The sequence below is a fragment of the Sphaerochaeta associata genome, assembly GCF_022869165.1.
GTDB classification, from domain to species: domain Bacteria; phylum Spirochaetota; class Spirochaetia; order Sphaerochaetales; family Sphaerochaetaceae; genus Sphaerochaeta; species Sphaerochaeta associata.
On record NZ_CP094929.1, the window covers coordinates 2,550,730 to 2,565,985 of the forward strand.

Here is a 15,256-nt window from a genome sequence, read left to right on the forward strand (position 1 = left end):
ATCCTATGGATGCCAAACAAGCACTACGCACCGAGCTTAGACGCCAGGCAAAGCGCCTTGCTGCCTCTGACTTTTCGCATGAGGACGCAATGAGCTGTGATGCATTGCTGCAATCGAGTGCATACAAGCAGGCGACCATGTTGTTTGCCTATGCTCCCATGGAAGATGAAGTAAACATCACAGCACTCTTGGAGCATGCAATCGCAAACAAGGCTCTTGCCCTGCCGGTATGCAAAGAGGATGGAATCATCACCTTTTTTCGTGTTGAGAATCTTGCTTCATTGACAGCCGGACGGTATGGAATCCTTGAACCGAAACAGGAATTGCAGGTTGAACCAACAATGCATGATCTATTGGTGATTCCCGGTCTCGCATATACCAGAAACGGCAGGAGGCTCGGCCGCGGGAAAGGCTATTACGACCGCTATCTCGCCTCCAACCCCGGCTTCTTCACCATCGGCATATGCCGCAGCCATCAATTATTGGAAGATATCCCCACCGATGCATGGGACAAGTCAGTCAGGACAGTGCTTTGTGCAGGAGTATTTTATTGATTGTCCTTGCAGAACCAGACGAATCGCTGATCGGCCATCATGGAGAAAAACCGCTGGCAGGCCTCGTCGGACTTGCTCTGATGTATGTCCAAGAGGTGCGAGCGCATCTCCTCGGTGCGGACGCTGCGCAAAATTGAACTCAAGGCACCCAAATACTCCATTTGGATGGAAGGAGAGGAGGCGATGACAAAGAGCAGATGCACAGGCATGCCATCGGCGCTTCCGTACTCAAGCCCATCCCTGCTGATGCCCAGGGCGATGTGCACCTCGTTCAGTCCCAGGATCTTGCCATGGGCTATGGCCACCCCGTGACCTATGCCTGTCGTCTGGGCGCGCTCACGACGAAGCACCCCGCGTTTGAAGCGCTCGATATCGGGAAGAGAGGAAAATATGTTGCAGGAATCTATCACTTCCAGGATGGCCTGGGTTTTTTCAGTAGCCTGAAGCTGACAGATCACCGATCGGCAATCGTTACGAATATCCACTACGATACTATACACAAACACGAAATGAGCTTCAAGGCGGTGGACCCGAACGCAATCGGGTCCACCTGCAGTGATCTAAAGGGTTTGCAGATAGTCATTCATTGCCTTTGCCGCCTTACGGCCCTGTCCCATGGCAAGGATGACCGTCGCAGCACCAAGTACGATATCGCCTCCGGCATAGACACCCTTGAGCGTAGTCTCACAGGTCTCTTCATTGACGATGAAGTTTCCCCGTCTATTAACCTCGATCCCGTCGGTGGTTGCCTTGATCAAGGGATTGCTGTCGTTTCCGATGGCGACGATGACGGTGTCATAGTCGTACATCTTCTCACTTCCTGCGATCTCGATGGGACTGCGTCTGCCTGAGGCATCAGGCTCGCCCAGTTCGCACGTGATCAACTCAACCCCGTTCACCCGCCCCTTCTCATTGGCGGTAATCCTAAGTGGGGCGTGAAGGTACAAAAACTGTACACCCTCTTCCTTGGCGTGAGCGACCTCCTCCTTACGGGCAGGCATCTCAACCTCGGTGCGGCGATAGACGATCGTCACCTCTTCGGCACCCAAACGCTTTGCCGTACGGGCCGCATCCATGGCCACGTTGCCGCCGCCGAAGACTGCAACCTTGTGAGAATCAAAGAGAGGAGTCAATGCTTCTCCGACTGCATACGCCTTCATAAGGTTGCTGCGGGTCAGATACTCATTGGCCGAAAATACACCGATGTAGTTCTCGCCTTCGATGTTCATGAACTTCGGAAGGCCGGCACCCGAGCCGACGAACACGGCATCAAAGCCGTCCTTCTCCATCAAATCGGAGATCTTTCGGGTTTTGCCCACCAGATAGTTTCGGCGGATCTCTACACCCATGGCAACCAGATTGTTCAATTCATGCTCGACGATCTTCTTGGGAAGACGGAACTCAGGAATGCCGTACACCAATACCCCACCGGCCTTGTGCAACGCTTCGAACATCACCACCTCGTGGCCGCCTCTTCTGAGGTCTGCAGCGGCTGAGATGCTGGCAGGTCCGGTTCCGACCACAGCGACACGCCTTCCCGTCGGTTCTCCCACCTGGGGAACCTTCTCAAGCTCGTGCTCTCGGGCGTAGTCGGCGACAAACCGTTCGATGCGGCCGATGGATACCGACTGATCGATGTCCTTGTGCATTTTACCTACAGTGCAGTAGAGCTGGCACTGACTCTCCTGCGGACAAACACGTCCGCAAATAGAGGGAAGCAGGCTGCTCTGCTTGATGATTTCAACCGATTCGGCAAACTTTCCCTGGGCAGCCTTGTCGATGAAGGCAGGAATATCGATGGCGACCGGACAGCCGGCGATGCAAGGCTTGTTCTTGCACTGCAGACAGCGCATCGCCTCGATCCTCACTTGGCTTTCGGTGTATCCAATGGCTACTTCCTGCATATTGGCAACCCTGATCTCGGGCGCCTGGGTGGGCATCTCCTGCAGCGGTATCTGGGCCCGATCCCTCGGGGTCAACTTCTTATCGGCATATTGGGCCAGCAATGCCTGCGCCTGTGCGTCCAACTCTTCTCTCGTAGCATGCATAACGCTTATGCCTCCCCTTCCTTGATGTGCATACCAATATGGCAGCGGTGATGAGCTTCCTGTTCCTTGCTCTTGTAGGTGCCCAGACGAAGCAGCATATTGTCCCAATCCACCTGATGTCCATCAAATTCCGGGCCGTCTACACAGACGAACTTGGTTTTTCCCCCGATTGTCACCCGGCAACCGCCGCACATGCCCGTACCGTCGATCATAATGGTGTTCAAGCTGACAATCGTGTGAATCCCATAGGGTTTGGTGGTGAGGGCGGCAAACTTCATCATGATCGGAGGACCGATGATGACGACACAGTCGGGTTTGTATTGCTCACACAGCTCCTTCAGCGGTTCGGTCACCAACGCCTTGCGCCCGTAGGAACCGTCGTCGGTTACGACAATGACTTCATCGGCGGTAGCCTTCATATCCTCTTCCATGATCAAGAGGTCCTTGTTTCTGGCTCCCATGATCACCTTGACCTCATTGCCGGCTCGCTTCATGCCCTGTACGATGGGAAACAGGGGCGCCACACCAATACCTCCGCCGACACAAACAACCTTGCCGTATTTCTTGATGTCGGTGGGTTTTCCCAGCGGACCAAGCAGGTTTTCTATGGTGTCGCCTACCTCAAAAAGAGCCAGGCGATGGGTTGTTTCTCCGACAGCCTGGAAAATCAGGGTGATGGAACCCTTGACAGGGTCTGCATCGGCAATCGTCAACGGAATGCGCTCGCCGAAATCCCCACCCATCTGCAGGATGATGAACTGTCCGGGCTTTCGCGCCTCGGCAATCTCCTTGGCCTCAATCTCCATTCTGAAAACTTCGGCCGAAAGCCGCTGCTTAGAAAGAATCGTATTCATGACTTCTCCTCAACACTTGTCTTGGCGTATGCACAATCCACCACTCTGGCCTAAAGATAGGTCAAACATGCGAATAATAACAGGTGTGCATGGTGTTGTCAGTATTAAATTCTGAGCAAGGAGTGTCAAGTGTATCTTGCCCAAGAAGACGCATGCTGGCAAACTAGGGAAAGGAGGGTCAATCATGATCAAGAAAGAACAGGAGATGAAAAGCGTCGTCAAGCAGAGGATGCGGGAAGGTACCGGGCAGGTGGTGGTCAAATCATTGATGGATGAGGGGACTGTATCGCACAGTCGGTTGTTCGCTGAGTTGGTCATCGAGAAAGGCTGCTCCATCGGCAAGCACGATCACGTAAATGAGACCGAGTACTATTGGATCACCGAAGGGAAAGGCATCGTCACCGAAGCCGACGGCGAGAAGGTCGTGCAGAAAGGCGATTTGGTCATCACCGGCGGCGGAGCCAGTCATGCCATCCGAAACGATGAGGATGAGACCTTGAAACTGATGGCCCTCATCATTTTGGAGTAGAGAATTGAAACAGCCTGCAGGAAACTGCAGGCTGTTGTGTGCAAGAGTATTGGTGATTGATGCTATTTAATCTTCACTTCAATCGTCTTTGGAAGGACTTCCTTCTTCTTGGGCAGGGTAAGGGTCAAGACACCGTCGGAGAACTCGCCCTCGATCTTCTCCTCATCGATATCCTCGGGAAGGCTGAAGGAACGCTCGAACTTCTTGAAGTATCGCTCGCGTACCAGGCTCTTCTTACCGTCGACATCCTTGAGAGACTCCTTGTTGCTGGAAAGCTTGAGAACATGCTTGTCCACATTGACCTGCACCTCATCCTGCTTGTAGCCGGCGAGTTCTGCCTCGATCACATACGACTTCTCAGTCTCATAGATGTCCACCGGGGGAATCTTGGAGCGACTCACACCCCAGTCGGAGAAGAGATCGTTGAACAGGGAATCGAAGTTCGAAAGACCATTATTCTGATTGTAGGTTACGTAATATTTCATGTTGACACCTCCATGTGTTCATTGCTGTGCTTTTTCATTCGTAAAGTACTATGCAACTGGCGTGCCAACTTTTACCTAAATTTATAATATATTTCTATTTTTTTATATTATATCAATTTATAAAATCCTTTACGTACAGAGATTTCCATCACACTCCCTTGCATGATTCCAATGTGGCCCAATCGGGAATCATTGCTTCATAGATAGGGCCAGAATGACACACCCATATCATAAAGACTCGATTTCTGTTCCCATCTGACTCACCGAACGTAGTTTGCAGCCCCTTTGAAGAGTCCAAAGTCGGCCGAAACAGGCGCATTGCGGTAGAGCTCGCTGACGGCTCGCTCGCTATGTGCCATCCGTCCGAAGACCTTCCCATCTACAGAACTCAGGGCCTCCACTGCATACAGCGACCCGTTGGGATTGTCGACCGAGAACGGGGCTGCAACATTGTGCTCATCCACATACTGGCTTGCTATCTGCCCGGCCTCCGCCAACGCGTTCAGGGTATCGGCATCGGCGGTGAAACGGCCTTCGCCGTGACTGATCGGAAGCCGATGAACCTGCCCCACCTCGTACTCGCTGAACCACGGCGAAAGCGTTGAACTGACCCGCGTCCTCACCACCGTCGAGATATGCCTGCCCGCTCGGTTGTAATCGAGCAAAGGATCGTGTTCTCCAATTGTCGTGATACGGCCGTGCGGCAGAAGGCCGAGCTGCACCAACGCCTGAAACCCGTTGCAGATACCGCCGACCAACCCGTCACGCTTCTCAAGCAGGTCGACGATCTCCTTCTGTATAAGAGGATTGCGCAAGAAGGCTGCGATGAACTTGCCCGACCCATCCGGTTCGTCGGCAGCAGAGAACCCTCCGCTGAGAAACAAAATCTGGGCCTGTCGGAGGGCGTCGCGCAGCCGCACGATGCTTCGTCTCACCTCGCTTTCGCTCTGGGTATTGATCACAACCGTTTCGCAGCTGACATTGCAGGCATTCCAGGCACGCTCGGCATCATACTCACAGTTGGTACCGAAAAAAACCGGAAGCAGCACCTTGGGCTTTGCAACCGGGTAACGGGAGCGGATGCGCGCCCGCTTCATATAAGACAAGGTAGGAACGGTCGATTCAGACTCCCACTCCTCCCTGTTGCCGTACACCGAAGAAAGAGGTGCTGCAAGCAGCTGTTGAATGTGCTCAAGCTCCCATGTTCCAAAGGGCACGCAAAGTTCGGCTTTCTCCATGGTATGGCCGATGCAAACACTACCGGGACCAAGTTCGTGATCACTCTCAACCAGGAACGCACCGTAACGCTTGCAGAACAGATCGATGTCGGCAGTAACCTTGCAGCCGATGTCATTACCCAAGGCCATCTTGGAAAGAGCCTCGGCAATCCCACCGTATCCCAATGCCCAGCAGGAGAGAACCTGTTTCTTCCTCACCAACCCACCGACCTGCTCAAACAAGGCGGGAAGCTCTCTTTCCTGCTCTTTCTGCAGCAGATAGAGCTTGGAACCGGCTCTCTTCCATTCGGGACCGATAACATCGTCCTTGGGTGCGACCGAGACGGCAAAGCTCACCAAGGTGGGGGGGACATCCAGTTGCCTAAACGATCCGCTCATTGAATCCTTGCCTCCGATGGCGGCCTTGCCGAAAAGCCTTTGGGCCTTGTAGGCACCCAGAAGCGCCGAGGCAACCACGCCCCAACGAGCCGGGTCATCCCCCGGCCGCCCGAAGTACTCCTGGAAGGTCAAATAGGTCTGGTCCCAATCACCACCGGCGGCCACCACTTTTGCAAGCGAGTGAACAACAGCCAGAAAAGCTCCTTCAAACGGATTTGACTCCATAACATAAGGATCATACCCCCAGGCGGCAAGGCTGGCTGTGGAGCTTTCCACTTCCGGCAGGGCAATCAAGGCCGCCATCGCCTGAATGGGGGAGCGCATCGTCTTCCCGCCGAACGGCAGGAGCAGCGTTCCACAGCCGATGGTGCTGTCGAACATCTGATTCAATGCCTGCTTGCTGGCGACATTCAAATCGGAGAGCATGGCTTCAAAGGCTTGGACGCTTTGTGCTGACGGCCTTTTCTCACTTCTTGGATAGTGTGGAATCTCCACCGTTGCATGCTTCTTCGCTCCGTTGCTATCGAGCAGGGATCGATCGATCTCAACAAGGACTTTACCCTGACAGGTCATCCTCAGAACAGGATCTCCCGTCACTCGTGCTACAACCGTTGCTTCCAGATTCTCCTCGTTTGCATACTGTAGAAAGGCCGATACATCGAGCGGGGCGACCACCATGGCCATTCGCTCCTGACTTTCACTGATTGCCCGCTCGGTGCCGTCCAGCCCTTCATACTTGGTAGGGATGGCATCGAGGTCGATCACCAGGCCGGGGGCGAGCTCGCCGATGGCCACGCTCACCCCGCCGGCTCCAAAGTCGTTGCATCGCTTGATCAGAGACGAAACCTCCGCTCTTCTGAGCAGCCGCTGGATCTTTCGCTCCTCGGGGGCGTTGCCTTTCTGTACCTCGGCGGCGCACGACTCAAGCGAGGAAACATCGTGGCTTTTGGAGGAGCCGGTGGCTCCACCGCAGCCGTCACGGCCTGTCCTTCCCCCGACCAGGATGATCACATCACCTTCCACGGGAGTCTCTCTTCTCACGAAAGCTTGTCGAGCAGAACCGATGACAAAGCCGAGCTCAAGGTGCTTGGCGATAAAGTTCGGGTGATAGATCTCCTCGACAAGACCGGTGGCAAGACCAACCTGGTTTCCATAAGAACTGTAGCCCAAGGCCGAGCGTTGGGCGATGACACGCTGGGGCAGCTTTCCCTGCAGGGTTTCAGAAATGGGGGCACGAGGGTCTGCACTGCCGCTGATACGCATTGCCTGATACACATAAGCACGGGAGGAAAGGGGGTCGCGAATCGCTCCTCCTATACAGGTGGCTGCTCCTCCGAACGGTTCGATCTCGGTTGGATGATTGTGTGTCTCATTCTTGAACAACAACAGGGAGGGAACCACACCCTCATTGGTTTGCACATCGACCTTGACGGAACAGGCATTGATTTCCTCTGAGACTTCCAGCTTGTCAAGCCTTCCCTCCTTCTTCAGCTGCTTTGCAGCAAGGGTGGCGATTTCCATCAAGCAAATCGGTTTATGGGGGGCAAGCAACCTATGAGAGTCCAAGAAGGAGGCAAACACCGAGAGAATCTCGGGGTCCTTGATGAGAACCCGATCGAGTTCGGTCAAGAACGTGGTATGCCGGCAGTGGTCCGACCAGTAGGTGTCTATCACCTTCAACTCCGTCAGAGAGGGGTCGCGGCCCTTGTCGGCAAAATAGCGCTGCACCAACGCTAGGTCGTCACCATCCATGGCCAGGGAGTACTCTTGCAGTATTGCCATGCGGTCGGTCCGGGAGGAGAAACCGACCAAGCATGCGGGAAAAGCGGGAGCGGCAGAGCTCTCTCCTATATGCATGGGTATGCACAATGAGGCTTCCCTCGCTTCCACGGGATTGATGAGATAGGATCGGATACGTGTTTTCTCCTCGTCCGAAACCTCTGATTCGAAGCAATAGAACGTTGCACAGCGAACCGTACAGAGAAGGTGCGGATAGACCAGCTGGATGCACATACGGGTAGAATCAGCACGCTGATCGAACTGACCGCCGAGCATTTCCACCCCCAAGGCCCAAGAACATGCAGGAAGCTCGGAAAGCATGGCATCGCGCTGGACCATACTCAATACGGTACGGGAAACATATGCTGCCTCTTGATCGCTCATCCCCTCGATGTCATACCGGTGGCAGATCGCCAAACGTGCAGGTTCCTTGAGTCCCAGAACGGAGGTCAGAGAAACAGCCAATGCCTCTTCAGCACTGCGAAATCCTTGTTTGCGTCGTACCCAGAATCGATGAACCATCACCTCTCTCCTTGAGCAAGGCTCTCTTTCCGATGTCCTTGCGATAGTGCATTCCTGCAAATGAAATCGAGTCAACGGCACGATAGGCCTGCTCGACGGCCGAATCAAGGGTGTCTGCGCGGGCGATTACATGCAGCACCCTGCCCCCGCTGGTAACCAGATTCCCGCTCTCATCGATGGCAGTGCCGGCATGCAGCACCTCAACGCCGTCAACCAGGCGGCCTATGGTGATCTGCTTTCCCGTCTCATAGGAGAGCGGATACCCGCCGCTTGCCAAGGCGATGCTGCAGGCATAGCCGCTTGAAAAACACACCTCCACCTGATCAAGTGTCTGGTTCGTACAACTGACTAGAATGTCTGCGATGTCGCTTTGAAGAAGGCTGAGCACAGCCTCGGTTTCAGGATCGCCGAAGCGGCAGTTGTACTCGATGACCACCGGCCCTGCCTGGGTGAGCATAAGACCGAAAAAGAGACAGCCGGTAAAGGGAATGCCCTCCTCACGAAGCCCCTGCAAGGTAGGCTCGATGATGGTCTTCTCACACAACGCGGCAATCTCCTCAGTGTACCAAGGGTTTGGCGCGATCGCCCCCATACCGCCGGTATTCGGCCCTGCATCACCGTCATAGGCACGTTTGTGATCCATGGCGCTGACCATTGCCTTGGCATTAACTCCGTCGCTGAAAACCAAAAGAGAGACTTCAGGACCGCTTGCATACGCTTCGATGACCACCGTTTTCCCGCTCGCACCGAATTGGTCGTCGACCATCATCTGTTTCACAGCCTTGAAGGCTGTTTCGCGATCGAATGCAATGACCACCCCCTTGCCCAAGGCAAGGCCGTCTGCCTTCACAACAACCGGTAATTCGCAGTCAACAAGATAGGAATATGCTTGGTCGCAGTCGCTGAACACCCGGTAGGCAGGTGTGGGAATATGGTGGCGTTGCATAAAGGCTTTTGAAAAGGCCTTGCTGCCCTCAATCCTGGCCGCCTCCTTGGAGGGGCCGAAACAAGGGATGCCGTGAGATCTGAATGCATCGGCCAATCCGTTGACCAACGGTTCATCGGGTCCGACGACTGCAAGCTCGATCTGCTGACTCAAGGCGTATGCTGCGATGGCCGCATGGTCGGACATGCTGATATCGGCCATGCTGCACAGGCTCTGCATCCCTGCATTCCTTCCGATTGCAAACAGCTCATGGACGTGCTGCGGCTTGCTCAGTGCCTTCGCCAAGGCGTGTTCACGACCTCCACTGCCGATGATGAGGATACGCATGCTAGTGGTGGAAGAGGCGGATGCCGTTGGCGACCATGACCATGCCGTACTCGTTGCAGGCCTGGATCACTTCCTCGTCCCTAAGAGATCCCCCGCTCTGAGCAATATAGGAAACACCGCTTCGGGCCGCCCGATCGATGTTGTCACGGAAAGGGAAGAAGGCGTCACTGGCCAGGCTCACCCCTGAAACCTGTGCGAGGAAAGATCGCCTCTCATCCTCGGTCATGGCAGAAACATCGGTGGTAAGGAACCGTTTGCATTGCGCTGTCTCGGAGCGCAAAAAAAGCTCAACGGCATTATCCTTGTCGTTGCGGCTCAGGTTCGGCAGGAATGGAAGCGAAAGAACCCTCCCGCTCTGCCTGAGCTGCCACATGTCGGCTTTCTCGCCGGCCAGGCGCGTGCAGTGAATCCTGGACTGTTGTCCCGCCCCCACCCCGATGGTCTGGCCGCGTTTGGCATAACAGACCGAGTTGGACTGGGTGTACTTGAGCGTATTGAGGGCTACCAGCAAATCCAATTCAGCTTCAGGAGGAAGGTTCCGATTCGCGGTTACAATGGGCGTAAGAACCGAAAGGTCCAGGATTTGGGTATTGCGCATCTGCTTGAAAGTAATGCCGAATACCGACCGTGTTTCTTGCAGCGGCGGTTCATAATCCTCATCGATTTGCAGGATGGTATAGGCCCCGCCCTTCTTCTTTTTCAACACCTCCAAGGCTTCCTTGCTGTAGGATGGGGCGATGACTCCGTCGGAGACCTCGCTCTTGATGATCTGGGCGGTTGAGAGGTCGCACTCACAGCTGAGGCTGATGAAATCACCGAAACTGGACATGCGGTCGGCACCCCGGGCCCGCACATAAGCGACGGCCAAGTCACTGAGTTCGGTCTTCTCCCCAATGAAGTACATTTGCCGCTCAGCCTCATCAAGAGGCAGACCAACCGCTGCACCTGCAGGGCTGACATGCTTGAAAGAAGCTGCACTTGCATATCCGGTGGCCTTGGAAAGGGAGCGGACCAGCTGCCAGCCGTTGAGGGCATCCAATAAATTGATGTACCCCGCCCTCCCGTTGAGTACGGTCAGAGGCAGCCTGCCCTCCTCGACACAGATGCTCGCCATCCGTTGATTGGGGTTGCATCCATACTTCAGCTCAATACAATCCATTATCCGCTCCTTGTCTGATTGCAAACACTGCATCAGTGCCTGTCAGATTGATCTCCTTGACACACACGGCCACACGATACTGCCTGTCAAGCATCTCCCATATTCGGTCGGCTATCGAGTCGGCATCACCGGCCAGATCCACCTCCCTCGGCTCTCCTGTGAAACCGGGGAGCGGGTTGCCGTCCCCTTCGTAGGTGTGTATAAGATGGGCTTTTCCCTTTTCCAACTCTGTATAGGAGTAATAAGAACGATCGCAGCTTCCATCGTCTGAACGCCTGAGAATGGACAGTGTGTAGAAAGGATCTTGCCCAAGGCGAAAGAGACCGCTGATGCGGGGGGTGTAGTTGGGCGCATCAGGCTCGAACGTGCGGCTTTCAAGGGAGGCCTGCAGGGTCCTTCCCTGTCTCAAGCCATCCAGAATTGTATCGCTCTGATCGCCGTTTGCCACCACTACATCTTCACCCAGCCTGTCCATTGCACGGTAGATGATCAGCGAGGGATCGACAAGAAGGCTCTCATCGACGGCCTTTGTTCGCACCGTATCGCCTTCGGCCACCAGACAGCGATTCTTGCTGTGACTGCTACGCGCTGTAATGAAGTAGGCGATGATTGCATTTCCTCTCTCATTCAAACCGCATACAATTCCCCTGCCGGGGTACCTGTTTGCAGCCAGGTTCTGTAGTAGACTCATGTTTCTCTCCATGTACAGGCAGTAGGAGGCCACTGTCCTTGGAAGCAGTTTCCACTCCACCTGCTCTAAAATTCGTCGCCCCAGGGATGTGGGGGTGTCGTCGCCGAGTACATCGATCGCCTGTTGGGCGAGGATCGGACCGCCGTCGGCAACTTCATCGACCAGGTGCACGGTTGCCCCGCTGATTTTCACCCCCCGATGGAGGGCTGCTTGATGAACACGCAGTCCATAATACCCTTTTCCGCAGAAACTGGGTATCAGGGAGGGATGAATGTTGATGATGCGTCGCCGATAGCGCTCTGTCACCTCACAGGAGAGGATGCTAAGAAACCCTGCCAGCACAATTAAATCGATGTTGTGCTGTCCCAAACATGCAAGCAACCGGCTCTCAAACGCTTTCCCACCCAGCGTTCGTCTGTCCAATCCGACAGCCTCAATGTCATGCCGTTCGGCCCGCTCGAGGGCGGTGCATCGGCGGTCGCCGATTACAAGAACGATACGTCCATCAGCATTCTCCCCCCGCTTCTGGGCAACCAGCAGAGCCTGGAGATTGCTGCCATCACCGCTTACCAACACCGCTATACGAATCATACCAGCTCACACGCCTTGTCGTTTGCCACCACCTCACCCAGGTGATAGGAGCCTTCAAGCAGGGCCAAGGCGGCTGCGGCATCCTCTTTACCTACGGTAAGGACCATCCCCACCCCCATGTTGAAGGTATTGAACATGTCGTGCTCGCTGACTGAACCGGTACGCTGAAGCAGTTTGAAGATCGACAGTACCCGTACATCGCTTCTCCGTATCCTGGCGCCAAGGCCTTCAGGGAGGGAACGGGGAATATTCTCATAGAACCCGCCGCCTGTGATGTGCGACGCCCCCTTGACGGTAATGTGCCGGGCAAGCTCAAGCACTTCTTTGACATAGATGCGGGTGGGCTCCAGCAAAGCCTGGCCGAGGGTCATCCCCAGTTCCGGGTAGAACACCTTCAGGATTTCAGGTTTGTCGTCCACGTTGAAGATATGCCTGACCAAGGAAAATCCATTGGAGTGCACCCCGCTTGAGGGAAGGGCGATCAAGACATCGCCTTCGGCTATGCCTGCATTGTTGAACACCTTGCTTTTGTCGACCAAAGCGGTACAAAAACCCGCCAAGTCGTACTCCCCTTCCTGATACAAGCCGGGCATTTCAGCGGTCTCACCCCCGATGAGGGCGCACCCTGCCTCTTTGCAACCTTGGGCGACACCTTTGACGATTTGCTCGACTTTTTCAGGTTCCAAGCGACCCAGGGCGATGTAGTCCAGGAAGACTTGAGGCTTGGCGCCGCAGCAGATGACATCGTTGACACACATGGCCACGCAGTCGATGCCGATGGTATCGTGACGGTCAAGAGCGAATGCAAGCTTGAGTTTTGTGCCAACCCCGTCGGTTCCGCACACCAACACCGGATTGGGGGTCTCTTTCACATCCAGCTCAAACAGACCGCCGAAGCCTCCCAGATCGGAGATGACACCACGTGTATAGGTGGATGCAACATGCTTTTTCATCAGTTCAACCGCTTGATAACCGCGCCTGATGTCCACCCCGGCTTCTTCATACCGTGTGCTGTAACTGTCATTGTGCATTGTTGCCTCCTTGGGGTACTGCACCGGGATACACGCCGGTGAAGCATGCACTGCAAAACCCGATGCAGGGATGGTCGCTGAGTTTGACAACCTGCTCGGGAAGCAGGAATCCCAGTGAATCGACGTCAAGAATCGTTTTCATCTGTTGCATGTCATACTTACAGGCAAGCAGATCCTTGCGTGAATTGATGTCCGTGCCGTAATAACAGGGGTGGAGAAAGGGAGGGGCCGAGGAACGAAGGTGAACTTCCTTCGCCCCCGCCTCCCGAAGCAGTCGGACGATGCGCTTGCTGGTGGTCCCCCTGACGATGGAGTCGTCGATGAGCACCACCCGCTTTCCCCTGACCGTGGAGGCGATGGGGTTGAGCTTGATGCGCACCCCGCTCTCCCTGTCCCCCGCCTTCGGCTGGATGAAGGTACGGCCGATGTATTTGTTCTTGATGAAGCCGATACCGTAGGGAATGCCCGACTGACGTGAGTAGCCGATGGCTGCGTCGATGCCGCTGTCGGGAACCCCGATCACCACATCCGCCTGACAGGGGTGTTCCAAGGCCAAAAAAGATCCGCTTCTGATACGCGCCTGATGCACGCTGATCGTATCGATCACGCTGTCGGGGCGGGCGAAATAAATCAACTCAAAGACGCACAGGCTGCTCTTGACCTTGTTCGTATGCACAATCGAACTGGTCAGGCGCTGGTCCGCCCGGTCGACGATGCAAATCTCACCGGGCTGAAGGTCCCGGACAAAGGAGGCTCCCACCGCATCGAGGGCGCAGCTCTCGCTGGCAAACACATACCCATCCTCCAGTTTTCCCAGACACAGCGGCCTGAAACCCCGGGGATCGCGTACTGCAATAAGTTGGGAGGAGGTCATGATCAACAGTGAATAGGCCCCTTCCAATTCAGCCATCGCTTTTTCAATCGCCTCTGCGATGGTGTGTGTAGTCAAACGGTGCTTGTAAATGAGATATGCGATGACTTCGGTGTCGCTGGTGGTGTGAAACAGGCAGCCGTCCCGCTCGAACTGCGAACGCAGCGACTCGTCGTTGGTCAGATTCCCATTGTGGGCGATCGCCATGCTCCCTGCATGGTGGCGGACCAGCAGCGGCTGTACGTTCTCCCGCGACCGCTCCCCGCTCGTCCCGTAGCGGGTATGGACGATGGCCATCCGGGTCTTCTCCTCATCAAAGACCAAGGCTTTGGGAAAGACTTCATTCACCAGACCCAAATCTTTCTGCAACGACAACTCACCGTCGGTGTTCAGTGCAATGCCGCACCCTTCCTGACCACGGTGCTGCAAGGCATACAGACCGTAGTGACAGCCAAGGCCTATGTGCTCCTTGTGTGCCGAACTGATGCCGAACAGTCCGCACTCCTCCTTGAGGCCGCCCACGTTCAGCTTCTCCCCAGAAGGCGTTGCATCACTTCGTGATACGCCTCTTCAACATCCCCCAAATCCCGACGGAATCGATCCTTATCGAGCTTCCTGCCTGTCTTGACATCCCAGAACCGGCAGGTATCAGGGCTGATCTCATCGGCGAGAACCAGCATTCCGTCTTCGGTGACCCCGAACTCCAGCTTGAAGTCGATCAAGGCGATGCCTACCTTTGCAAGGTAGTCGCTGAGGATGTCGTTGACTGCAAGGCTGTAGCGCTTGATGAGTTCAAGCTCCTCTTCGGTGGCAAGACCGAGGGCCTTGATATGACTGGAGTTCACCAAGGGGTCCCCCAGATCGTCACGCTTGTAGCAGAATTCAAGGACGGTACTTGCCAGTCTGGTGCCTTCTTCAAGACCCAGTCGCTGGGACAACGAACCTGCGGCAATAGAACGTACGATTACTTCCAAGGGAATTATGCGTACCGCCTTCACTGCCGTTTCCGTCTCTGAGAGCTGCTGGACGAAATGCGTCGGGATGCCTTCTTTGGCAAGCAGTTGCATCAGATGGTTGGTAATCTGGTTGTTGATAGCTCCTTTTCCAGAAATCGAGCCTCTCTTCTTACCGTTGAACGCAGTAGCATCATCCTTGTATGAAACAATATAGACACCCTTGATGTCGGTTTCATACACCCGTTTCGCCTTTCCTTCGTAAAGCATGGACAGCTTTTGCATCGCTTCCCCCTGTTG

At 55.0% G+C, this 15,256-nt stretch carries 13 protein-coding genes; 2 read left to right on the top strand and 11 right to left on the bottom strand.

Features of this window, described 5'->3' with window-relative positions:
• The first annotated feature begins 5 nt into the window (after positions 1–5).
• Complete coding sequence (locus MUG09_RS11850; protein WP_244771638.1) at positions 6–554, top strand: 5-formyltetrahydrofolate cyclo-ligase; 549 nt, start codon at positions 6–8, stop codon at positions 552–554.
• Here the strand turns inward: MUG09_RS11850 and MUG09_RS11855 are convergent.
• The 3 genes from MUG09_RS11855 to MUG09_RS11865 all read right to left on the bottom strand — a co-directional run bounded on the left by MUG09_RS11855 (position 548) and on the right by MUG09_RS11865 (position 3,456).
• Positions 548–1,039, bottom strand: coding sequence for a PTS sugar transporter subunit IIA (locus MUG09_RS11855; protein ID WP_244771639.1), 492 nt, complete (start codon positions 1,037–1,039; stop codon positions 548–550). The two genes, MUG09_RS11850 and MUG09_RS11855, sit on opposite strands and share 7 nt — an antisense overlap.
• Before the next feature lie 75 nt (positions 1,040–1,114).
• Positions 1,115–2,602: an NADPH-dependent glutamate synthase gene (gene gltA / locus MUG09_RS11860; protein WP_244771640.1), complete on the bottom strand. Its 1,488-nt coding sequence runs from the start codon at positions 2,600–2,602 to the stop codon at positions 1,115–1,117.
• A 5-nt stretch (positions 2,603–2,607) separates the two neighbouring features.
• Positions 2,608–3,456: a sulfide/dihydroorotate dehydrogenase-like FAD/NAD-binding protein gene (locus MUG09_RS11865; protein ID WP_244771641.1), complete on the bottom strand. Its 849-nt coding sequence runs from the start codon at positions 3,454–3,456 to the stop codon at positions 2,608–2,610.
• A 184-nt stretch (positions 3,457–3,640) separates the two neighbouring features.
• Here MUG09_RS11865 and MUG09_RS11870 point away from each other — a divergent pair, with 184 nt between their 5' ends.
• Positions 3,641–3,985, top strand: a complete 345-nt coding sequence (locus MUG09_RS11870) for a cupin domain-containing protein (protein ID WP_244771642.1) — start codon at positions 3,641–3,643, stop codon at positions 3,983–3,985.
• 62 nt (positions 3,986–4,047) lie between these two features.
• Here MUG09_RS11870 and MUG09_RS11875 read toward each other — a convergent pair whose 3' ends face one another.
• The 8 genes from MUG09_RS11875 to purC form a co-directional block, all read right to left on the bottom strand.
• Positions 4,048–4,470 (bottom strand): Hsp20/alpha crystallin family protein, encoded by a 423-nt coding sequence (locus MUG09_RS11875; RefSeq protein WP_244771643.1) that lies wholly within the window; start codon positions 4,468–4,470, stop codon positions 4,048–4,050.
• 260 nt (positions 4,471–4,730) lie between these two features.
• Positions 4,731–8,387: a phosphoribosylformylglycinamidine synthase gene (locus MUG09_RS11880; RefSeq protein WP_244771644.1), complete on the bottom strand. Its 3,657-nt coding sequence runs from the start codon at positions 8,385–8,387 to the stop codon at positions 4,731–4,733.
• A complete protein-coding gene (gene purD, locus MUG09_RS11885; RefSeq protein ID WP_244771645.1) occupies positions 8,338–9,660 on the bottom strand; it encodes a phosphoribosylamine--glycine ligase in 1,323 nt (440 codons plus the stop codon). Before purD ends, MUG09_RS11880 begins: the two co-directional genes overlap by 50 nt.
• Position 9,661: 1 nt before the next feature.
• Positions 9,662–10,819 carry a phosphoribosylaminoimidazolecarboxamide formyltransferase gene (locus tag MUG09_RS11890; protein ID WP_244771646.1) on the bottom strand — a complete coding sequence of 386 codons (1,158 nt, stop codon included), beginning with the start codon at positions 10,817–10,819 and terminating at the stop codon, positions 9,662–9,664.
• Positions 10,806–12,101 carry a phosphoribosylglycinamide formyltransferase gene (gene purN / locus MUG09_RS11895; RefSeq protein ID WP_244771647.1) on the bottom strand — a complete coding sequence of 432 codons (1,296 nt, stop codon included), beginning with the start codon at positions 12,099–12,101 and terminating at the stop codon, positions 10,806–10,808. The genes MUG09_RS11890 and purN overlap by 14 nt, the downstream gene beginning before the upstream one ends.
• Positions 12,098–13,132 (bottom strand): phosphoribosylformylglycinamidine cyclo-ligase, encoded by a 1,035-nt coding sequence (gene purM, locus MUG09_RS11900; RefSeq protein ID WP_244771648.1) that lies wholly within the window; start codon positions 13,130–13,132, stop codon positions 12,098–12,100. Before purM ends, purN begins: the two co-directional genes overlap by 4 nt.
• On the bottom strand, positions 13,122–14,525 hold the full coding sequence (gene purF / locus MUG09_RS11905; protein WP_244771649.1) for an amidophosphoribosyltransferase: 1,404 nt from the start codon (positions 14,523–14,525) through the stop codon (positions 13,122–13,124). The genes purM and purF overlap by 11 nt, the downstream gene beginning before the upstream one ends.
• 2 nt (positions 14,526–14,527) lie before the next feature.
• On the bottom strand, positions 14,528–15,241 hold the full coding sequence (gene purC, locus MUG09_RS11910) for a phosphoribosylaminoimidazolesuccinocarboxamide synthase (protein WP_244771650.1): 714 nt from the start codon (positions 15,239–15,241) through the stop codon (positions 14,528–14,530).
• Positions 15,242–15,256: the final 15 nt, after the last annotated feature.

Excerpts from the sequence above, each read along its gene's own strand:
- MUG09_RS11850 (WP_244771638.1), top strand. The coding sequence starts at position 6 with ATGGATGCCAAACAAGCACTACGCACCGAGCTTAGACGCCAGGCAAAG.
- gltA (WP_244771640.1), bottom strand. The coding sequence starts at position 2,602 with ATGCATGCTACGAGAGAAGAGTTGGACGCACAGGCGCAGGCATTGCTG.
- MUG09_RS11865 (WP_244771641.1), bottom strand. The coding sequence starts at position 3,456 with ATGAATACGATTCTTTCTAAGCAGCGGCTTTCGGCCGAAGTTTTCAGA.
- MUG09_RS11870 (WP_244771642.1), top strand. The coding sequence starts at position 3,641 with ATGATCAAGAAAGAACAGGAGATGAAAAGCGTCGTCAAGCAGAGGATG.
- MUG09_RS11875 (WP_244771643.1), bottom strand. The coding sequence starts at position 4,470 with ATGAAATATTACGTAACCTACAATCAGAATAATGGTCTTTCGAACTTC.
- MUG09_RS11880 (WP_244771644.1), bottom strand. The coding sequence starts at position 8,387 with ATGGTTCATCGATTCTGGGTACGACGCAAACAAGGATTTCGCAGTGCT.
- purD (WP_244771645.1), bottom strand. The coding sequence starts at position 9,660 with ATGCGTATCCTCATCATCGGCAGTGGAGGTCGTGAACACGCCTTGGCG.
- MUG09_RS11890 (WP_244771646.1), bottom strand. The coding sequence starts at position 10,819 with ATGGATTGTATTGAGCTGAAGTATGGATGCAACCCCAATCAACGGATG.
- purN (WP_244771647.1), bottom strand. The coding sequence starts at position 12,101 with ATGATTCGTATAGCGGTGTTGGTAAGCGGTGATGGCAGCAATCTCCAG.
- purM (WP_244771648.1), bottom strand. The coding sequence starts at position 13,132 with ATGCACAATGACAGTTACAGCACACGGTATGAAGAAGCCGGGGTGGAC.
- purC (WP_244771650.1), bottom strand. The coding sequence starts at position 15,241 with ATGCAAAAGCTGTCCATGCTTTACGAAGGAAAGGCGAAACGGGTGTAT.